This is a genomic window from Streptomyces sp. W1SF4, from assembly GCF_003950035.1.
Lineage (GTDB): Bacteria > Actinomycetota > Actinomycetes > Streptomycetales > Streptomycetaceae > Streptomyces > Streptomyces racemochromogenes.
In genome coordinates this window covers 755,416-774,466 of the sequence record NZ_CP034350.1, presented here as the reverse complement: position 1 = coordinate 774,466, position 19,051 = coordinate 755,416, and the positions used below count along the sequence as shown (strand labels likewise).

Genomic DNA, 19,051 nt, shown 5'->3' with positions numbered 1-19,051 from the left:
AATGCGGGGACCTTAACCCGCCCCGGACCTCTTGGGAACCCCTCCCTCCCGGTAATCTGGCGGCGGAGAACGAGGGGGATCACCGTGGGCCGACCCAACCAGCCGCTGCTCAACCGCGGGAACATCGCGCGCGCGGCCCTGGACCTCCTCGACGAGGAAGGCCCCCAGGCCCTGAAGATGCGCACCCTGGCCGACCGCCTCGGCGTGCGCGGGGCCTCGCTCTACCACCACGTCGCCTCCAAGGACGACGTGCTCGACGCGGTCTCGGAGCTCATCAACGAAGAGATCGACCTGAGCCCGCTCGACGATCCGCACTGGCGCGAGGGCATCGCCGCGTACGCCCGCGGCTACCGGCGCGTCTACCTGCGCCACCCGAACGCCATCGCCCCGGCTGCCCGGCGCCAGGTCGCCGCCGACAAGGCGCTGCGCGGCTACGACGCGCTGCTCGCCGCCCTGGTGCGGGCCGGCTGCACCCCCGCCCGGGCGGCCGAGGCCGCGGCCGCCGTCGACTACCTGGTGCTCGGCTCGGCCCTGGAGACGTTCACGGCGGGATTCGCCCGGGCCCCCGCCGACTACCGCCCCGACTACCCGGCCCTGGCCGGCGCGCTCACCGGCGCCGCCGCCACGGGCTCCGGTTTGGCCGGGCTCGACGACCGGGGCTTCGAACTCGGCCTCGGCCTGCTCCTGGACGGCCTCGCCGCCCAGCTGGACCCCGCCTGACCCGAGCCGCTACGCGAACCGCGCCAGCAGGGCCGGGAGGGCGGTGCCGATCGGCTCGCGGACCACTTCGTCCGCCAGCGGGTCGTACGGGGTCTCCTCCGCGTTGACGATGATCAGCCGCGCCCCGGCCTCGGCCGCCATCCCGGCGAGCGAGGCCGCCGGCTGCACCTGGAGGGTCGACCCGACGGCGATGAACACCTCGCACCCCTTGGCCACGGCCACGGCCCGCGCGAGCACCTCGCCGTCCAGGTGCTGGCCGAACATCACGGTCGCCGTCTTCAGGATCCCGCCGCACACCAGGCAGGCGGGATCCGGTTCCCCGGCGGCCACCCGGGCCAGCGCCTCCTCCGTGCCCGACCGGGCGCCGCAGCCGGTGCAGACCACCTCGCGGGCCGTCCCGTGAAGTTCGAACACCTTCCGCGCGGGCGTCCCGGCGAGCTGGTGCAGGCCGTCCACGTTCTGCGTGATCACCCGTACCGGCGTGCCGGAGCGCTCCAGCCGGGCCACCGCGAGGTGTGCCGCGTTCGGGCGGGGAGCGAGGGCCCAGAGCTCGGACCGCATCAGCCAGGACCGGCGCCGGATCTCCGGGTCGGCCATGTAGTACTCGTACGTCACGAGCTTCTCGGCGTCCGGATCGGAGCGCCACAGCCCCTGCGGCCCCCGGTAGTCCGGAATCCCGGAATCCGTCGACATCCCGGCCCCACTGAACACTGCGACGAGCGGCTTCCCCATGCGCCGACCCTACGCAGAACCACCCGGACCCGGCGAACGGATTACCGTCCCGGCCGGGCCCCGGGGCGCGCGGGGCCGGTCGGCGCAGGGGGAGGGTCGTTTCTGCGGTGAATCTCCAGGCCCACCGGAGTGAGCCCGCGCCGCGCCCCTGACCGCCGGTGGTGGCGGGCGGCTACAAACCGGACATGACGCTCTTCCCCTCCCGCCCGGGCACCCTGCTGCTCGCACTGTCCGCCGCGCTGTTCCCCCTCGTCCTCGTCGCGTCGTCGGTCCCGGCAGCCGCCCTCGCCGACCCGGTGCCGCGATGGTCCCTCCACCACCACGGCCACCACCACCACACCGCCGAGGAGATCACCACCTTCCTCACCGCCTTCTACGGCGACCACGGCCCCTCCGCGCGCGACCGCAGCCAGCGGATCTCGCAACAGCTGAAGGAGAAACAGGCACACAGCCCGGACGCGGACGTCGTGCTCTGCGCCCAGGGCGTCCCGCGGGACATCGCCGTCGGGCCGGCCACGGTGGCCCAGGCGGCCGGCGTCGGCTGGGCCACGGTCACCACCACCTGGGACTCCGGCGCCACCGACACCTTCACGGCGTACGTCCGCCTCGACTCCCGGCCGATCGCGCTCGACGACGTGATCTGCGCGGGCTGATCCCTATCGTGGGGGAGTGAACACGACCACCACCGTCCTCTACTGCCACGACCCGCTGCACGACCGCCGGGCCGACTCCCACTTCGCGGCCGAGGCCCGGCAGGTGCGCGCCGCCGGCGGGGCCGTCGCGCTCGTCGACCACGACGCCCTGCTCGCCGGGGACGCCGAGCGGGCGGTGGCCCGGGTACCCGCCGGGGCCGGAGCCGTCTGGTACCGGGGCTGGATGGTCCCCGCCGAACGGTACGCCGCCCTCGACGCGGCCCTGCGAGGGCGCGGCGCCCGGCTGGCCGTCACCCCCCAGGCCTACCGGCGGGCCCATGAACTCCCCGGCTGGTACGAGACGTTCGCCGCGCTCACCCCCGCCAGCCGCTGGCTGCCCGCCGCGCCGGGCGAGGCCCCGGACGGGGAGCGGCTCGCGGCCCTCGCCGCCGCCCTCCCGGCCGGGGCGGGCATCGTCAAGGACTACGTGAAGTCCCGCAAGCACGAGTGGCGCGAGGCCTGCCACCTCCCCGACCTCGCCGACCGCCCCGCCGTGCACCGCGTGGTCAGCCGGTTCGTCGAACTCCAGGACGAGTTCCTCGCGGGCGGGATCGTCCTGCGGGCCTTCGAGCGCTTCACCGGTCCCGAGGTCCGCGTCTGGTGGCGCGACGGGGAACCCCGCCTGGCCACCCCCCACCCGGACCACCCCGAGCCCGCCGCCGCGCTCCCCGCCGCCGCGCTCGAACCGGTCCGGTCCGCCGTCGGGGCGCTCGGCTGCCGCTTCGTCACCACCGACCTGGCGCTGCGCGAGGACGGGGTCTGGCGGGTCGTCGAGGTGGGCGACGGCCAGGTCAGCGACCTGCACCCGGCGGTCGACCCCGCCGTCCTCGCCGGCCTGCTGACGGCCGGTTAGCGCTCCTGCGCACGCCTGCGGCCTTCTGGTACAACACCGCCCATGACGGGATTCGAGATCACCGGCGCGAGCGCCGCCGACATGGAACTGCTGCGTACCTGGGCCGACGCGGAGGGCTGGAACCCGGGGGACGGCGACCGCTTCGCCTTCGCGGTCGCCGACCCGGACGGCTTCCTGGTCGGGAGGCGCGACGGGGAGCCGGTGGCCTGCATCTCCGCCGTGCGCTACGGCACCGGGTTCGGCTTCATCGGCTTCTACATCGCCCGGCCCGACGTACGCGGGCAGGGCTTCGGCATCCGGCTGTGGCAGGCGGGGATGGACCGGCTCAAGGGGCGGCTCGTCGGACTCGACGGGGTGGTCGAACAGCAGGACAACTACCGCAAGTCCGGCTTCCGTTCCGCCTGGACCAACATGCGCTACGAGGGCGTTCCCCGCCCCGTCGGCACGGCCCCGGACGGCGGTGCGGGCGAGGCGGACGGCGGCGTGGAGATCGTGGACGCCGCCTCGCTGCCCTTCGCGCGGCTCGCCGCCTACGACCGCCGCTTCTTCCCGGAGCCGCGGGACGCCTTCCTCGCCGCCTGGACCTCGCTGCCCGGCAGGACCGCGCTCGCGGCCGTCCGGGACGGCCGGATCGAGGGCCTCGGCGTGGTCCGCCCCTGCAGCGGAGCCTCCCGGATCGGCCCGCTCTACGCCGCCGCCCCGGAGGTGGCCGCCGCCCTCGTCCGGCGGCTCGCCGGGCACGCCCCCGGCGGGGAGGTGGCGGTGGACGTGCCCGACGCGAATCCGGCGGCGGCGGCGGTGGCCACCGGCCTGGGGCTGACCCCGTCCTTCGAGACGGCCCGCATGTACACCGGGCCGGCGCCGGACGTCGAGCTGGCCGGGCTGTACGGGGTCACCAGTCTCGAACTGGGCTGAGCGGCCGGCGGCAGGGGCGGACGGCGGCCGGGGCCGGACGGCGGTCGCACGGCGCCGCCCGGCCGGACCGGGGTCCCTCAGATGCCGAAGAGCACCCCGGTGGTGCTGCGCAGCCCGCAGGGGTTGCCGAAGGTGTACGTGTAGCTCAGCCGACGGCCCTGCCAGACGCCCTCGGCGGTGACGGTCACCGGGTTCCACTCCCTGGTGCAGGCGGTGTCGGGCCGGGGAGCGGCGAGGGCGTCCAGCGAGGCCCCGGCGGCCCGCAGTTCGGCGCAGGCCGCCGCCGGGGCCGGGTGCGTGCCGCCCGGCCGCGGCGCGCACACCAGCGTCGCCGCGCGCAGCACCGTCCCGTTGGCGGTGTCCTCCCCGGCCGTCACGCTGACCACGAGCGCGGACGGCGAGTAGAGGCTCTGCGTTCCGGCCGGCGCCGCGTCGGCGGCTCCCGTTCCGGCGAGCGCGGTGAGGGCGGTGAGGGCCATTGCTCCGGAAGCCAGTCCCAGACTCCTGGTGATGGACCGCATTTCGAACACTCCTCGGGTCGGCGTTTCGGATAACGGACGGGAGTCTTGCCGATCCGGAGCGTGAACGCCCGTTCGTGCGACCGTTTCTCGTCACCGATCGTGAGTGCATGAGCGCAGTCCGCAGCCGTGGCCGTCCGCCCGGTGACGCCGTGACCTGTGGGGGAGGGATCGCGGGAAACGGCCGAACACCCCTCCCCGAAAGGTTTGGAGCGCCCTTCAGGGGCCCGCCACCGAACGCGGGGAGTAGAGGTCGAGCAGCCGGGTGCGGGTCTGGTGGAGCCGGACGGCGAGGACCCGCCCGACCCAGTGCCCGATCGCGGAGCCGAAGGCGGGATCGGCGTCCATCAGCATCCGCACGGTCGCCCCGTCGAACTCGTAGGAGCGCACCGGGGTCATGGCCTCGGCGCTCAGCTGCCACACGTACGGCGGGAACAGCCACGACCAGCCCACGAGCTCCCCGGGACCGAGGCTCTCCACGGGCGCGGGCGTACGGCGGCCGGGCAGCGGGATCTCCAGGGTCACCGTGCCGGAACGCACGATCCAGAACGTCTGGGCCGGCCCGCCCTCGTCAAAGAGCCGCGCGCCCTCGGGGAAGTTGACCTCACGGGCGTGCGCCATCAGCCGGCCGCGGTGCTCGGCCGACAGGACGGCGGCGATCCGGATGGAGGAAGGTGTGCTCACGACGGCCTCCGATCACGACCCCCCACGAGCCTCTGGTCCCCCCAGTGTCGCCGACCGGGCCCGGATCGGGGCGTGCCGCGGCACGGGAACCGTCGGTCGCGCGCCGGCCACCGAGGGTGGCGGGCGGCGGCACCGGGCCGACGCCCCTGAGCGTCGCCCGTACCCCGGCGGAAGAAACCCCTCCGTCGGCCGCCGGGTGCTACTCCTCGGCATTGGCCTCCAGGCAGGCCAGCTCCATCGCGTCGAGCACCGCCTCGTGGCTGCGCCCGCTCAGCTCCGCCACGTTCTCGATCTGCGCCGTCGCCCAGGCGGCCAGGGTCATCACCAGCACCCGCAGCCCGTCCGTACCGTGGTCGTCGAGGATCGCGTCGGCGACCGTCATGGCGTCCTCCGGCACCTGCTCCGGCGGCTCCAGGCCGGCGAGACCGCGCAGCATCGCCAGGGTGCGGCGGGAGATCTCCGGCGTGATCCTCGCCAGCCGCATGTCCTCGTCGTCGTCCATCAGCCCCACCCTCCCGTTGCCGGCTGCCCCTCAGGGCACGGTAGAGGCGTACCGGCGTGCGCGGGGCGGTTTTGGCCAGGTGGCCGCGTGTGAAGGGATGGCCTCCGCTTGCCGGAATTGACGCCTCCGCGGACGGACGGGTGAGGCGGGGCGCTCCCGTGCCTTCCGCCCGGTACGACCGGCCGGTAACTTGTCGGCCGCAGCCGCCCGGAGCGGGCGGCCGGAGCGGGCGGGAGCGAGATGAAGAGCCTCGTACGGGTGCTGCTGAGCGTGCTGTTCCTGGCGGCCGGAGCGCTGCCGGCCGCCGCCGCCCCTGCGGCGCGCCCGCCGGGACCGGCCCCGGCGGCCACGTCCGCAACGGCACCCGCCCCGGCGGCGAACACCGCCTGGACGCCCCCGCTCTCCACCCGGGGCCGCTACGTCGTCGACGCCCGGGGGGAGCGGTTCCGGCTGCGCTCGGGCAACTGGGACGGCGCCCAGGGCTCCTGGAACGGCTCCGGCGACCGGACCGACCCCGCCACCCACCACAGCGGACAGGACTCCCACGGCATCCCGCTCGGCCTCGACCGGGTCCCGGTGCCCGCGCTGCTCGCGGACTTCCGCGCCCTCGGCCTCAACAGCATCCGGCTGCCCTTCTCCAACGAGATGCTCCACACCACCGCCCCCGTCCCGGACGCGGCCGTCGCCGCCAACCCGGCCCTGCGCGGCCGGACCCCGCTCCAGGTCTTCGACGCCGTCGTCGCCGCCCTGACCGACGCGGGCTTCGCCGTCATCCTCAACAACCACACCGGAACCACCCGCTGGTGCTGCGGCCTCGACGGCAACGAACGCTGGAACAGCGGCCGTTCCACCGCCCAGTGGGCCGACGACTGGGTCTCGGTCGCCCGCCGCTACCGCGACAACCCGCGCGTGGTCGGAGCCGACCTCTACAACGAGGTCCGCCGCGACACCTGGGACGACCCCAACTGGGGCCTGGGCGACGGCCACGACTGGCAGGCCGCCTCCCAGGAGGCCGCCGACCGGATCCTCACCGAGGCCAACCCGGACCTGCTGATCGTCGTCGAGGGCATCAACTGGACCGGCATCCCCCTCGACGGACTCCCCCACGAGCGCCCCACCCTCACCCCCGTGCGCACCCTCTCGCACACCCTCGTCGTCTCCGGCAAGCTCGTGTACTCCGCCCACTTCTACGGGTACACCGGCCCCCGGCACAGCGGAGCGACCGGCCTCGGCGAGACCCACGACCCCCGCTACCAGGACATGAGCCGGGCCCAGCTCGAACAGACCCTCTACGACCAGGCCTTCTTCGTCTCCGCCGAGACCGGCACCCACTTCAGCGCCCCCGTCTGGATCAGCGAGTTCGGCATCGGCGCGGACGAGACGGGCGCCGCCCCGCGCGCCTGGTTCCAGAACCTCACCTCCTACCTGGCCGGCTCCGACGCCGACTTCGCGTACTGGCCGCTCGTCGGCTGGAGCACCACCGCCCAGGGCGCGCCGGGCGGCGACAGCTGGGCCCTGCTCCGCTACGACTCCACCGGCCGCCGCAGCGGAGCCCTGGACCCCGCCGACTGGCGCACCGCCCCCCTGACCGCCCTGACCACCGCCCCCGGCCGCACCGGGCCCGTCCCCGCCACCCCGGCCTGGTATCAGCTCAGCACCGACCACCGGGACCACAACGCCTCCCTGCGCACCCGCGCCTCCGGAGACTGGGACAGCGGCGCCCGCAAGGCCGTCTGCCCGGACGGCGCCCGGCTGACCGGCCTCGCCCACACCGGCGGCCGGGGCCTGTGCACCACCTCGGACCTGCGTGCCCCGGCCGGCGGCCACACGGTGGTCCGCGACGAGGCGTACGTCCCGCCGGGCGGCGACTGGGCGGGCGGCTACACCAAGCTCCAGTGCCCGGCCGGGCAGTTCCTGATCGGGTACAGCCTGCGCGGCGAGCGCGTCTCCGCGGCCCTGTGCGCCCCGGCCCGCACCGCCCTCCCGCCGGCCGCCGGCCGCACCCTCTGGTTCGACCGCGGCGACAACCGCCCGCCGGGAGCCGGCGGCGGCGACTTCGCCCGGGGCCACTACAAGGGCCAGTGCGCGCCCACCGAATACCCGGCGGGCATCGCCTTCACCACCCGCGCCGCCTCCCGCCCCTCCCCAGCCGCCCTCCTGTGCCGCCCGCTGGTCTAGGGCTTGTCTGAAGTCGCGATCAATGGGGGAGATGCGTCCTCCGGTGATCGTTCGGTGACCGTTCGCGTGGCGGCCTGACCACCAAGGTCCACCTCGCTTCGGATCCGCGCTGCCGCCCGCTCTGCTTCGTCCCGACCGAGGCACAGGCCGCCGACAGCCCCCGGCTCATCCCGCGCCAACCGTGCCTACCTGCGCAAACGGAAGGTCAAAGCGGAGATCCCGGAGAAGGCGGACCAGGCCGCCAACCGCAAGAAGAAGGGCAGCTTCAGAGCCCGAGCTTGAACCCGTCATGGCTGCGGATGAAGCCGAGTCCGGCGTAGAAGCGGTGCGCGTCCTCGCGCTGCTTGTTGCTCGTCAGCTGGACCAGTCCGCAGCCACGCTCGCGTGCTCGCGTCATCGCACGTTCCATCAAGACCCGGCCCAGCCCGCCGCCTCGCCGGTCCGCGCGGATCCGCACCGCCTCGATCAGGGCCCGCTCGGCGCCTCCCTTGCCGAGCCCGGGGATGTACGTCGCCTGCAGGCAGCCCACCACCGTCCCGCCCTCACCCTGACCGTCGGCGTCCTCAACAAGGACCAGCATCTCGTTGCGCGGGTCCGCGTCGATCTCCGCGAAGGCGTCCTCGTACGCCTCCGTGACCGTGACAGTCGCCGGGTCCACCACGCGATCCTCATCGGCCAGCAGGGCGAGGACCACGGGCAGGTCGGTGCGGGTTGCGAGGCGCAACGTAAGAACCGGGGCGGGAACAGGCTCAGCGAACATGCGCAGACCCTAACCGGCCCCACGCATGAAGCTGTCAACCACCCCGCCGCCTGGTCACGACTTCAGACAGCCGCTAGTGCGCGGGCGGCTTCACGAGTGCCGCGAACGGCTCCCGCGCCGTGGCACTGTGAAAGAAATACAGACCGTAACTCGTGGCGGTCTCCTCCGAGTCCAGAGGACTGGGCTGCCGTGCTTCCTCGTTCTTCAGTGCAATCGTGGCCTGCAGGTAGCTGGACTGCCAGCCGTCCGCGGTCTTGTTCACGACCCACCAGATGGTGGCGTAGCGCGGGCGGCGAGTCGCATTGAGGATCTCATTGCTGTAATAGACTCGGGCCTGATATCTGAGGTACTCGTCTCCCGGCTCGGCCACCCACTTGGGTGCGTCCGTCACATGGGAGAGCGAGTCGTCCCATGAGGCGGTGCCCGAAGGCAGGAAGTCGTTGCTCAGCGTGGCGCGATCCGTCCTCATGACCACGGCCTCGGCGTCGCCTTCGAGCGAGTCGAATTGCGAGTTCGCGGGGATGGTCAGGACCCTTTCCTCGCTCATGACGTCACCTGCCTCCATGAAGGAACCACCGCCTTTCACAATGACCTCGCCGGAGCTGATCAAATCAAGCCCCATCACGCTGATGTTCCGCTCCACGGTGCCGCCGTCCCGGATGTCGGCTTTCCACTCCGCTATCCCCCTGTCCTTTTCGGTGAAATCCGCCGAACGTCCGTACACCCTGTACAGGGTCCCCAGGATGTAGAGCGGGACCTTTCCGTTGTTCTTGACGGTCACGGTCATCGGAACATAAAGGACGGTGTGTTTGGTGTTCAGCTGAGGCTCTCCGAACTTGACCACGATGTCCATGGTGAGGGGGCTTGAGTACGGCACGTAGACGCGGGAGTAGAGCAGGTTTCCGATGGATATGAGTCCGGCCACTGCCGCACCGGTCGCCACCTTCTTGGGATGGGGCGACTGCCTCCATATCTGCTGGGGGCTGATCTTCCGCAGTGCCCAGAAGGCCCAGACCAGGACGGTGGGCCAGACCCATGCGTAAGGGCTGTATTCTCCGGCGTCGATCTGCATGGCGAGGAGAAGGGCGTTCAAGGCCAGTGCGATGACGACACCCACGAGAACGGCCGCTCCGGAGTAGACCCAGCGTCGTTTCCCCAAATAGTCGAAGGCGCAGACCGCCGCAATCATCTCCACGATGCTGGCAAAGAGGAACGTCGCGCCTGCCACGCGCCCCCCGAACGTCAGGGCGTCCGAGACGTCCGTCTTGCCTATCTTGCCGAGCACGCCGGCGGTGACGAGAAGGCCCGCGGCTATCAGGGCCGAAGTCGCCCGCCGTCTCCAAGGCCGGTCCGGCCAGACCTCGGCGCCCCCACCCCGCCAGTGCACGAGCTCACCGGCCTCCAGGTCCACGTCATCCGGGACCTCGGCACGGCGCAGCAGGCCGCGCAGGTCTCGCGGAGACCAGGCCCGCCCCACGACCTGACCCCGGACGCGGACATCCCTCAACCCACGACTGTCCGGAGGCTCCACCACGATCAGAGGCTGCGGGTTCACGGCATCAGCCTGACCCGGACGGAGGCGAGGCCGCATGCCGGCCGACCCTGGAGGTGCGGCGATGTGGTGCCGAGACGTCCAGGTCGCAGTGCGCGTCCCCCTCGCGCCCGGCGCTACTCCGAGTGGGCTATGGGGGCCGGCGGGTCAAGCGGGTTGACCGGCGTGGGGATCGAGCGTCCGGCGCCGAGCGCCGGGAGGCCGCGGCTGACCTTCGGGGCGCGCCGTGGTCTAGCCCCGGCGGCCGTGGTGGACGTGCTCCAGTACCTGGCGGAGCAGGGCCGTGACGTGCTCGTCGTGCAGTTCGTAGACCACGCTGCGCCCGTCGCGGCGTCCGGCCACCAGGTCGAGGTGGCGCAGCAGGCGCAGGTGGTTGGAGACGGTGGGCTGGCCGAGGCCGAGGGCGTCGGCCAGTTCGCCGACCGAGCAGGGGGCGTGCAGCAGCCGGGCCAGGATGCGGATCCGGGCGGGTGAGGCGAGACCTTGCATGACCTCGGCGACCGCTGCCGCGTCGGGCTCGGTGAGCGTGGGCTGCGGTTCCGGGGCTGGTTCCATGGGGCCACCCTAGATCGGAGATCAGGACGTGCACACGTCTATATATTTCAATGTCCTGATATATTGATGTCATGAACGACGTGATGCGTGACGCCAAGAAGGCCGGAGAGCGCGCGGAGCTGGTCAGCGCCCTGCTCGCCCTCGCCGTCTACCTCACCGGGCTGACCCTCCAGCTCACCGGCAACGACGGCCCCGCCGCCCGGGCGCTCTTCGTGGCCGCCTACGTCTTCGGCGGGATCTTCACCCTCCGCGAGGCCGTCGCCACCCTCCGCGCGGGCCGCTTCCAGGTCGACTTCCTGATGCTCGTCGCCGCGGCCGGAGCCGCCGCGATCGGCCGCTGGGAGGAAGGCGCCGTCCTCCTCGTCCTCTTCAGCCTCGGCCACGCCCTGGAGGCGTACGCCATGGGCCGCGCCCGGCGCTCCGTCGAGGCCCTGGGCGCCCTCGCCCCCCGCACCGCCCTCGTCCGGCGCGCCGGCGCCGTCGAGCCAGTCGAGGTGCCCGTCGAGCAGCTCGCCGTCGGGGACACCGTCCTGGTCCGCCCGCACACCCGGGTCCCGGCCGACGCCTTCGTCGCCGCGGGCAGCAGCAGCGTCGACCAGTCGCCGATCACCGGCGAGAGCGTCCCCGCCGACAAGACGCCGGTGGCCGACCGGGCCGCCGCCCTCGCCGACCCCGCCGCCACCGACCCCGGCAGCCGCGTCTACGCCGGCACCGTCAACGGCTCCGGCTCCCTCGACGTCGTCGTCACCCGCCTCGCCGCCGACAACACCCTCGCCCGCGTCGTCCGCATGGTCCAGGACGCCGAGGAGCGCACCTCGCCGACCCAGCGGTTCACCGACCGCTTCCAGAAGGTCTTCGTCCCGGGCGTCCTCCTCCTCGTCGCCGCCTTGCTCGGATTCGGCGCCCTCTCCGGCGAGCCGTTCACCGACACCTTCTACCGCGCCATGGCCGTCCTCGTCGCGGCCAGCCCGTGCGCCCTCGCCATCGCCACCCCGGCCGCCGTCCTCAGCGCCGTCGGCCGCGCCGCCCGCGGGGGAGTGCTGGTCAAGGGCGGTGCGCCGCTGGAGGAGTTCGGCCGCCTGAGCACCCTCGCCTTCGACAAGACCGGCACCCTCACCGAAGGCCGCCCCCGCCTCACCGAGGCCCTGGCCGCCGACGGAGCCGGCCGCGAGGAACTGCTGCGCACTGCCCTCGCCACCCAGCGGCTCAGCGACCACCCCCTCGCCCAGGCCGTCGTACGGGACGCGCCGGCCCTGCTGGCGGGCACCCCGGCCACCGGGGCCCCGCAAGCCGTCAACCTCCGCGCCGTCATCGGCCGCGGCGTCAGCGCCGAACTCGACGGCGAGGCCGTCCACATCGGCAGCCTCTCCTACGCCGACACCCTCGCCGGCCCGCCCGTGCCGCCCACCCTGCGCGAGCGCACCGAGGAGCTCGCCCGGACCGGCCGCACCACGATGCTGGTCCGCCGCGGCGACCGCTGGCTCGGCACCCTCGGCCTGATGGACGCCCCCCGCCCGGAGGCCGCCCGGACCGTCGCCGCGCTGCGCGCCCTCGGCGTGACCCGTACGGTGATGCTCTCCGGCGACGACCAGCGCGTGGCCGACGCGGTGGCGCGCGAGGTCGGCATGGACGAGGCGCTCGGCGGCCTGATGCCGCAGGACAAGGTCACCGAGGTGGCCCGGCTGCGCCGCACCGGCCGGACCGCCATGATCGGCGACGGGGTCAACGACGCCCCCGCCATGGCCGGGGCCACCGTGGGCGTGGCCATGGGCGCGGCCGGCTCGGCCGTCGCCCTGGAAACGGCCGACATCGCCCTGATGTCCGACGACCTGCGCCGGCTCCCCTTCATCACCGGCCTCAGCCGCCGGGCGAGCCGGATCATCCGGCAGAACCTCTGGCTGAGCCTGGGCATCGTCGCCGTCCTCGTCCCGGCCACCGCGCTCGGCCTGGGCATCGGCCCGGCCGTCCTGGTCCACGAGGGCTCCACCCTGGTCGTCGTCGCCAACGCCCTGCGCCTGCTGCGCCACCGGGACGACGGCTGAACCCCGGCGCCCCGACCGCCGCGGCCGGGCGCCCGGCTCACGGGCGGCGCTCCGGGCGCTCCACCTCCAGGAAGCGCCGCCCCCGCGGCCCGCGGTACAGCAGGCACTCCCAGCCGTGCCGCTCCAGCTCCGCCGCGCAGGCCTTCAGGCGGTCCTGCTCCTGCGCGGCGGCGCCCCCGCCCGGCGGGCCGGCCCAGGTCACCTCCACCCGGTCCGCGGCGCCCGCCACCCGGTAGCCGGTCCGGGTGCGCCGGCCGGCGGGGTCCACCGCCGACGGCGGGAAGCCGGCCGCCTCCAGTACGAGGGCCACCGCGCGCGGCATCAGCCGCAGCTCCCAGGGGGCGGGCACCCCCGCCCCGCCGGCCAGCAGCCGGCGGATCTGCAGCAGCCCCTCGTACGCCGTGCGCACCTCGGCCGCCCGACCCGCTCCGGCCGTCTCGGGACCGTCGCCGGTCGCGGGCTCGAAGCCCCCCGGTTGCGTCTCCACCGCCGTCCTCCACCGTCTGAGTACCCCGTGCCGGGCGGACTGAGTATCCGCCCGGATCCCGCGCCGCGGCGCCGCTGCTGGAATGACGCCATGAACACCACGGCACCCGGAACCCCCCGCCCGCGCCTCGGCCACGTGACCGCCGCCGGCTCCGCGCTCGCGGTCGCCCTGGTCCCGCTCGTCGTCGGCGTGCTCATCGCGAAGGGCGTCGCCGCCGACCCGCACGCCCCCGTCAACGCCCTGATCACCGGCGGCGGCCAGCGCGCCGGCCTGCCCCGCGCCGAGTGGAGCCGGCGCGGCCGCGGCGCGGTGAGCCGGCTGCGGACGGCCCGCCGGGGCACCGCCCGGCGCTGCGCGGCCGTCCGCGACCGGACCCGGGCCCTCAGGAGGCCAGCGGCTCCTGGAGCTCGGTGACCCACTCCCGCGGGTCCTGCGGGCAGGCCAGCGTCAGCTCGCGGGCGTAGCCGGCCGAGCGGTGGCCGTTCGCGTCGATCCACCGGGCCAGGGCCTGCGCCGTCGGCAGTACCCCGTCCATCGGGCCCCGGTGCACCACGGTCGCCGCCCGCTCGACCCCGGGCAGGCCGACGATCCGCACCCCGGCCCCGAGGTCCTCGGCGCGCACCGCCGGCGCCACCGGGAGCCCGGCGTGCACCAGGACCGCTCCGGGCTCGCCGCCCGGAGCCTCCTCGTAGTAGGCCAGACCCGGACCGGCCGGCACCACGCCGGCGGCCTCGATCCGGCGGCACAGGTCCTCGTACAGCGGGCCGATGACCGGCCCGACGTCCTGTGGGGCGAAGCTCGCGGCCACCCCGCTCAGTTCGGCCAGCCGTACCGGCGGCAGGCTCTTCACGACGATCTCGTCCGCGGACATGGTCCCCTCGCTCTCGATGGTCCGGAGCCTCGTCTCGACCTGGACCAGGCGGGCCGCCGCCTCGGCCGCGGCGGTCTCCAGTTCCGCCCGGCGCAGCCGCAGCATCCCGCGCAGCTCCTGCGCGGTGACCTTCTCGTCGAGCACCGCCCCCACCTGTTCCAGGCTGAAGCCGAGCTCCTTGAGGGCGATCACGCGGTTGAGGCGGGCCAGCTGGCCCGCCTCGTACGAGCGGTAGCCGGTCACGGGGTCGACACGTGCCGGGCGCAGCAGTCCGAGCGCGTCGTAGTGGCGCAGCATGCGGACCGACACCCGGCCGTGCTTGGCGAAGTCTCCGATGGTGAACATGACGTGCTCCAGTGCAGGGCCTGACACGGTGTGAGGGTCAAGTCTGCCCGGCGGGGAGGTCCGTTGCGGTCAGCGGCCGTACTGGCGTACGCACAGGTCCACGATCGACGGCGGGACCGCACCCTCCGCCGCCTCGCACAGTTCCTCGCCGCGCGGCGGACGCGGCACGCGCGGCGCCGCCGGCGGCTCGGCGGGCCGGGCGCGCCGGGGCGCGACGGGCTTCGCCGGCCGCTGCGCGGGCGGGCGGACCCTGCGCGGGGGCGCCGGCACCCGCGGGGCCGGTTCCGGCGCCGCCCCCGGGAGCTCGCCCAGCGGCAGGGGCGGCTCCGGCGGCGGATCGTGGGCGTGGCGCGCGCCGGTGACGTCCGGTGCACCGGAGGCGTCCGGCGCGTCCGCGGGCGGTACGGAGCCCCGTGCCGGGTCCGGCCCGCCGGACTCCGCGCCCACGGACACGCAGCCGGCGCTCGCGAGGAGCGCGAGGAGGGACAGGGGCAGGGCGGCCCGGCGTAACTGCATCCGACCACCATGCCGTAGTCCGGAGCCCCGCGGATCCGTGCGGTCACGCGTCCGGGTGACGGGGCGGGCCGCGCCGGGCGTTGCCGAATCGATCCTTCGGGCGGCGGCCGGAAACGGCCCCGGCGGTCGCAGAATGAGCGGGAACGCGATCGGCACGGCACGGCAGTGCGGGCGGCGGGGGAGGCGCGACCCCCGGGGCCTGGTGCCGCCGTGCCCTCGTGCGCCACTCGCCCGCCTGCCGTACGGAGTGCCGAGCATGACCGAACCAGCCGCGTCCAGCGTTCCCGGACCCAGCGACAAAACGCCCCCCGAGCCGTCCCCCTCGGGGCACGGCCCCCTCAAGGCATGGGCGGCCGTGACGGCCGTCTCCCTGGGGATCTTCTGCCTGATCACCTCCGAGCTGCTGCCCGTCGGCCTGCTCACCCCCGTCGGCGCCGACCTCGGGGTCTCCGACGGCACCGCCGGGCTGATGGTCACCGTCCCCGGACTCGTCGCGGGCCTCTGCGCGCCCCTCGTCACCGTCGGCGCCGCCCGGCTGGACCGGCGGCACGTGCTCTGCGCGCTGATCGCCCTGTCGGCCGCCGCCAACCTCGCCGCCGCGTTCGCACCCGGCTTCACGGTGCTGCTGGCCGCCCGGCTGCTCGTGGGCGTCGGCGTCGGCGGATTCTGGGCCGTCGCGGGCGGGCTCGCCGTCCGGCTGGTCCCCGGGCACCACGTCGGCCGGGCCACGGCCCTGGTCTTCGGCGGGGTTCCGACCGCCTCCGTGCTCGGCGTCCCCGCCGGGACCCTCCTCGGTGAACTGGGCGGCTGGCGGACGGCCTTCGGCGCGGTCGGCGTCCTCGGCGCCCTCACCGCCGCCGCCCTGCTCCTGCTGCTCCCCGCACTGCCCCCGTCCGGGCCCGTCACCTTCCGCGAACTGCCCGCGCTGCTGCGCCGCAACCGCGGCGTCCGGGCCGGGGTCTTCGTCACCTTCCTGATGGTGACCGGCCAGTTCGCCGCCTACACCTTCGTGCGGCCCGTCCTGCGGGACGTCTCCGGTGTCGGCTCCGGCCTGGTCAGCACCCTGCTCCTGGGCTACGGCCTCGCCGGGGTCGCGGGCAACTTCCTGGCCGGGCCGCGCGACGCCCGCCGTACGCTGCTCACCGTCAGCGCCACCCTCACCGCCGTCCTGGCGCTGATCGCCGTCGTACCGGGTGCCGCCGCCGGGACCGCACTGCTGCTGGCCTGGGGCCTGTTCTACGGCGGGGTCTCCGTCAGCCTGCAGCGCTGGATGCTCCAGGCCGCGCCGCGGGCCGCCGAGGCCGCCTCCTCCCTGATGGTGGCCGTGTTCAACTTCGCCATCGCGGCGGGCGCCCTCGCCGGCGGGTTCGCGGTGGACGGCGTGTCCGTCCCGGCGGCCCCGCTCACCGGCGCGGCGCTGATGCTGGCGGCCGCGGTGACGGTGGCGGTCACCTCCCGGTCCGCCGCCGGAGCAGAACGGATGGATGGGGCGGAACGGACAGCCGGCTTGACGAAGCGGTCGCGGACGGAAAGAGTCCGCTCAAGAGCCACCGAATGAGCCGTACTTCGGAGAAGTCCCACATGCCGATATCCGCCCGCGCCCCGCTGACCGTGCCGGCCCCGGGGGCGGGCACGGCCCTCGCCGCCCGGCGGCGCAGGGCCTGACCGGCTGGACGGGGGCCGGTTCCGCACCGCCGCACCGGCCCCCTGTCCGCGCCCGGAGACAACCGTGTCCCCACACCCCGATGAGAACGGGCCCGAGCCCGACGACCGCCACCTCGTACGCCCCTACGTCGCGGGGCCCCAGGACCCCTACGGCCCGGCCTACCCGGCCTGGCCGACGCTGCCGGAGTCCCTGGAGGAGACGACGCAGCCGCTGCCGCTCGTCCCGCCCGCGCCCCCGGCCGGCCCCGCGGCCGCGGACCACCGGCACGCGCCCGGGCGGCGGGGGAGCCGGCTCGCGCCGGCCGCCCTCGCGCTGCTGGCGCTGGCCGGGGCGGGCGCGCTGGTGTTCCTGCTGAGCGGGCCCGAACCGCAGGCCCGGCCCGCCTCGGCCCGCCCCGACCTGGACCTGCCCGCGCTGCCCGCCCGCAGCCCGGGCGCCGGGGAGACCGAGATCCGCAACCAGGCCGCCACGGTGAAGCCCTCGGCCTCCGCCACCCGGTCCCCCTCCGCCCCGCCGTCCCCGTCGAAGCCGGCGAGCGGCTCGCCGACGCCCTCGGGCAAGCCCGGGAAGCAGCCGGGTTCCTCCGGGACGCTGCGCCCGGGGGACAAGGGGCCCGAGGTCCGCGTCCTCCAGGAGCGGCTGTACGGGCAGGGGTTCACGTACGTCAAGGTGACCGGGGTCTACGACGGGCAGACCAAGCGCGGCGTCGCGCAGCTCCAGCGGGACCGGGACATCAAGGGCGACCCCAGCGGCGTCTACGGCCCCGCGACCCGGGCCGCCTTCGGCTGAGACCATCCCCGGCCCGGGCCCGCCCCCGGGCCGGTCCGGAGCCACCGGGTCACCGGCCGCCGCAGACCCGCAGCACCGCTCCCGTCGTGTACGAGGCGTCCTCGGACAGCAGCCAGGCGATGGCCCCGGCGACCTCCTCCGGCTGCCCGGAGCGACCCCGTTGACGCGGACGCCGTCGGGGCCCAGCTCCATGGACAGGCCGAGGGTGCGCGTCGCGGGCGTGGCCGAGCACCAGGTCGTGCCCCTCGGCGGCGAGGCGCACGCAGCATTGCGGCGCCGATGCCGCGGCTGCCTCCGGTGACGACGGTGACGACGGTGACGGGACGACGGGACACGCGAACCTCCGTACGGGGAACGGCCGATGCCGTTCGCGCGGCGCAGGCTAACACCCCGGAATCCACTGGACCAGCGCAAATGCCGACGCCGAGAGTGGGGCCGCAAGCCCGATTCCGTCCCGCGTCCCAGGAGGCGCCGATGTCCACCCTGCGTGTCACCGTCGAAGAGCTGACCGTCCACGACCACCCCGATGCCGACGCGCTGGAGCTGGCCCAGGTGGGCCTCTACCGCGCCGTCGTCGCGAAGGGGGCCTACCGCACCGGTGACCTGGCGCTCTACATACCCGAACAGGCGGTGCTCCCGCTCGCGTTGATCGAGGAGCTGGGGCTGACGGGCCGGCTGGCGGGCAGCTCCAAGGACCGGGTCAAGGCCGTCCGGCTGCGCGGTGAGCTCTCGCAGGGCCTGGTCTGCCGGCCCCGCGCCCTGGCCGGGGTGGACCTGGCCCTCGCCGCGAAGGAGGGCACCGACTTCGCGGAGGCGCTGGGCATCGTGAAGTGGTCCCCGCCCGTCCCCACCACGATGGCCGGGGACGCCGAGCCGGCCCCCGACCTGCTCCCCTGGGTGGACGTCGAGAACCTCCAGCGCTATCCGGGGATCTTCGAGGAGGGGGAGCCCGTCGTCCTGACGGAGAAACTCCACGGCACGGCCTGCCTGCTGACCTACGTGGCCGGCGAGGGGCGCGTCCTGGTCTCCTCCAAGGGGGTCGGGGCCAAGGGGCTGGCCCTCAAGGAGGACGGGCGCAACGTCTACTGGCGCGCGGTACGCGGCCACGGCGTGGCGCAGGCCGCGGCCCGGCTGGCCGAACGGCTGGGTGCGAGCCGCGTCGGCGTCTTCGGCGAGGTCTACGGCGCCGGAGTGCAGGACCTGGCGTACGGGGTCCCGGCCGCGACGGCCGACGCGCCGCCCGGCTACGCCGTCTTCGACGTGTCCGCCGAGATCGACGGCCGGGTGCGCTGGCTGGATCCCGAAGAGGTGTTCGGGGACGGTGAACTCCCGCTGGTGCCGCGGCTCTTCGAGGGTCCGTACGCCCTGGACGCGGTACTGGAGCTGGCGAGCGGCCGGGAGACGGTCTCCGGACGCGGCCTGCACCTGCGCGAGGGTGTCGTCATCCGGCCGGCCGCCGAGCGGTACAGCCCCGTGACCGGCGGGCGGGCCATCGCGAAGGCCGTCAGCCCGGCCTACCTGACGCGCAAGGGCGGCACCGAGTACGAGTGACCGGCGGCGTTGCGCCCGGCGGTGCGGGCGGCGTCCGTGGTGGGATGGAGAAAAGGGGCGATTCCCACCGGTTCGGGCAGGCAGACGGAGAGGCCGCATCCATGTCGCAGGACACCGAAGGCA

20 protein-coding genes and 2 pseudogenes are annotated in these 19,051 nt (G+C 74.6%); 11 read left to right on the top strand and 11 right to left on the bottom strand.

The window, feature by feature from the left end; genetic code table 11:
• Nucleotides 1–84: 84 nt before the first annotated feature.
• Nucleotides 85–720 (top strand): TetR/AcrR family transcriptional regulator C-terminal domain-containing protein, encoded by a 636-nt coding sequence (locus D1J60_RS03780; protein ID WP_125820120.1) that lies wholly within the window; start codon nt 85–87, stop codon nt 718–720.
• 9 nt (nt 721–729) lie between these two features.
• Here D1J60_RS03780 and D1J60_RS03775 read toward each other — a convergent pair whose 3' ends face one another.
• Nucleotides 730–1,452: a Sir2 family NAD-dependent protein deacetylase gene (locus D1J60_RS03775; RefSeq protein ID WP_125820119.1), complete on the bottom strand. Its 723-nt coding sequence runs from the start codon at nt 1,450–1,452 to the stop codon at nt 730–732.
• Between the two features lie 185 nt (nt 1,453–1,637).
• Here D1J60_RS03775 and D1J60_RS03770 point away from each other — a divergent pair, with 185 nt between their 5' ends.
• The 3 genes from D1J60_RS03770 to D1J60_RS03760 are packed head-to-tail and all read left to right on the top strand — an operon-like array spanning nt 1,638 to nt 3,912.
• A complete protein-coding gene (locus tag D1J60_RS03770) occupies nt 1,638–2,105 on the top strand; it encodes a hypothetical protein (protein ID WP_241253124.1) in 468 nt (155 codons plus the stop codon).
• A gap of 16 nt (nt 2,106–2,121) precedes the next feature.
• Nucleotides 2,122–2,997 (top strand): ATP-grasp domain-containing protein, encoded by an 876-nt coding sequence (locus tag D1J60_RS03765; RefSeq protein ID WP_125820118.1) that lies wholly within the window; start codon nt 2,122–2,124, stop codon nt 2,995–2,997.
• Between the two features lie 42 nt (nt 2,998–3,039).
• Nucleotides 3,040–3,912 (top strand): GNAT family N-acetyltransferase, encoded by an 873-nt coding sequence (locus D1J60_RS03760; protein ID WP_125820117.1) that lies wholly within the window; start codon nt 3,040–3,042, stop codon nt 3,910–3,912.
• Nucleotides 3,913–3,989: 77 nt separating this feature from the next.
• Here D1J60_RS03760 and D1J60_RS03755 read toward each other — a convergent pair whose 3' ends face one another.
• The 3 genes from D1J60_RS03755 to D1J60_RS03745 all read right to left on the bottom strand — a co-directional run bounded on the left by D1J60_RS03755 (nt 3,990) and on the right by D1J60_RS03745 (nt 5,616).
• On the bottom strand, nt 3,990–4,433 hold the full coding sequence (locus tag D1J60_RS03755; RefSeq protein ID WP_164720827.1) for an SSI family serine proteinase inhibitor: 444 nt from the start codon (nt 4,431–4,433) through the stop codon (nt 3,990–3,992).
• A 216-nt stretch (nt 4,434–4,649) separates the two neighbouring features.
• The gene (locus D1J60_RS03750) at nt 4,650–5,114 is read right to left on the bottom strand and encodes a cyclic nucleotide-binding domain-containing protein (RefSeq protein WP_206436476.1); all 465 of its coding nucleotides are present in this window, start codon (nt 5,112–5,114) and stop codon (nt 4,650–4,652) included.
• Between the two features lie 199 nt (nt 5,115–5,313).
• Nucleotides 5,314–5,616 carry a hypothetical protein gene (locus D1J60_RS03745; protein WP_007262440.1) on the bottom strand — a complete coding sequence of 101 codons (303 nt, stop codon included), beginning with the start codon at nt 5,614–5,616 and terminating at the stop codon, nt 5,314–5,316.
• 240 nt (nt 5,617–5,856) lie between these two features.
• On the opposite strand from D1J60_RS03745, the gene D1J60_RS03740 reads away from it, so the two are divergent.
• Nucleotides 5,857–7,794 (top strand): cellulase family glycosylhydrolase, encoded by a 1,938-nt coding sequence (locus D1J60_RS03740; protein ID WP_125820116.1) that lies wholly within the window; start codon nt 5,857–5,859, stop codon nt 7,792–7,794.
• A gap of 59 nt (nt 7,795–7,853) precedes the next feature.
• Nucleotides 7,854–8,058: pseudogene (locus tag D1J60_RS03735) on the top strand (IS5/IS1182 family transposase); the annotation flags it as partial.
• 1 nt (nt 8,059) lies between these two features.
• On the opposite strand, the gene D1J60_RS03730 reads toward D1J60_RS03735, so the two are convergent.
• The 3 genes from D1J60_RS03730 to D1J60_RS03720 form a co-directional block, all read right to left on the bottom strand.
• The gene (locus D1J60_RS03730; RefSeq protein ID WP_125820115.1) at nt 8,060–8,554 is read right to left on the bottom strand and encodes a GNAT family N-acetyltransferase; all 495 of its coding nucleotides are present in this window, start codon (nt 8,552–8,554) and stop codon (nt 8,060–8,062) included.
• Between the two features lie 73 nt (nt 8,555–8,627).
• On the bottom strand, nt 8,628–10,109 hold the full coding sequence (locus D1J60_RS37665; RefSeq protein ID WP_206436475.1) for a hypothetical protein: 1,482 nt from the start codon (nt 10,107–10,109) through the stop codon (nt 8,628–8,630).
• Between the two features lie 228 nt (nt 10,110–10,337).
• Nucleotides 10,338–10,661: a metalloregulator ArsR/SmtB family transcription factor gene (locus tag D1J60_RS03720; RefSeq protein WP_125602291.1), complete on the bottom strand. Its 324-nt coding sequence runs from the start codon at nt 10,659–10,661 to the stop codon at nt 10,338–10,340.
• Nucleotides 10,662–10,732: 71 nt separating this feature from the next.
• On the opposite strand from D1J60_RS03720, the gene D1J60_RS03715 reads away from it, so the two are divergent.
• Nucleotides 10,733–12,703: a heavy metal translocating P-type ATPase gene (locus D1J60_RS03715; protein ID WP_125820114.1), complete on the top strand. Its 1,971-nt coding sequence runs from the start codon at nt 10,733–10,735 to the stop codon at nt 12,701–12,703.
• 37 nt (nt 12,704–12,740) lie between these two features.
• On the opposite strand, the gene D1J60_RS03710 is transcribed toward D1J60_RS03715, so the two are convergent.
• Entirely contained in the window at nt 12,741–13,190 is a 450-nt protein-coding gene (locus D1J60_RS03710; protein WP_125820113.1) for a hypothetical protein, read from the bottom strand.
• 90 nt (nt 13,191–13,280) lie between these two features.
• Between D1J60_RS03710 and D1J60_RS03705 the strand changes: the two genes are divergently transcribed.
• Nucleotides 13,281–13,604, top strand: coding sequence for a hypothetical protein (locus tag D1J60_RS03705; RefSeq protein ID WP_125820112.1), 324 nt, complete (start codon nt 13,281–13,283; stop codon nt 13,602–13,604).
• Here the strand turns inward: D1J60_RS03705 and D1J60_RS03700 are convergent.
• Nucleotides 13,573–14,406, bottom strand: a complete 834-nt coding sequence (locus tag D1J60_RS03700; RefSeq protein ID WP_125823849.1) for a MerR family transcriptional regulator — start codon at nt 14,404–14,406, stop codon at nt 13,573–13,575. The two genes, D1J60_RS03705 and D1J60_RS03700, sit on opposite strands and share 32 nt — an antisense overlap.
• A 69-nt stretch (nt 14,407–14,475) precedes the next feature.
• On the bottom strand, nt 14,476–14,922 hold the full coding sequence (locus D1J60_RS03695) for a hypothetical protein (RefSeq protein ID WP_125820111.1): 447 nt from the start codon (nt 14,920–14,922) through the stop codon (nt 14,476–14,478).
• 256 nt (nt 14,923–15,178) lie between these two features.
• Here D1J60_RS03695 and D1J60_RS03690 point away from each other — a divergent pair, with 256 nt between their 5' ends.
• Together D1J60_RS03690 and D1J60_RS03685 are read left to right on the top strand one after the other, a co-directional pair.
• Nucleotides 15,179–16,480, top strand: coding sequence for an MFS transporter (locus D1J60_RS03690; RefSeq protein WP_241253123.1), 1,302 nt, complete (start codon nt 15,179–15,181; stop codon nt 16,478–16,480).
• A 171-nt stretch (nt 16,481–16,651) separates the two neighbouring features.
• Complete coding sequence (locus tag D1J60_RS03685) at nt 16,652–17,377, top strand: peptidoglycan-binding domain-containing protein (RefSeq protein ID WP_125602316.1); 726 nt, start codon at nt 16,652–16,654, stop codon at nt 17,375–17,377.
• Nucleotides 17,378–17,426: 49 nt separating this feature from the next.
• Here the strand turns inward: D1J60_RS03685 and D1J60_RS03680 are convergent.
• Nucleotides 17,427–17,590: pseudogene (locus D1J60_RS03680) on the bottom strand (SDR family oxidoreductase); the annotation flags it as partial.
• Between the two features lie 261 nt (nt 17,591–17,851).
• On the opposite strand from D1J60_RS03680, the gene D1J60_RS03675 reads away from it, so the two are divergent.
• Nucleotides 17,852–18,928: an RNA ligase (ATP) gene (locus tag D1J60_RS03675; RefSeq protein ID WP_125820110.1), complete on the top strand. Its 1,077-nt coding sequence runs from the start codon at nt 17,852–17,854 to the stop codon at nt 18,926–18,928.
• The last annotated feature ends 123 nt before the right edge of the window (nt 18,929–19,051 follow it).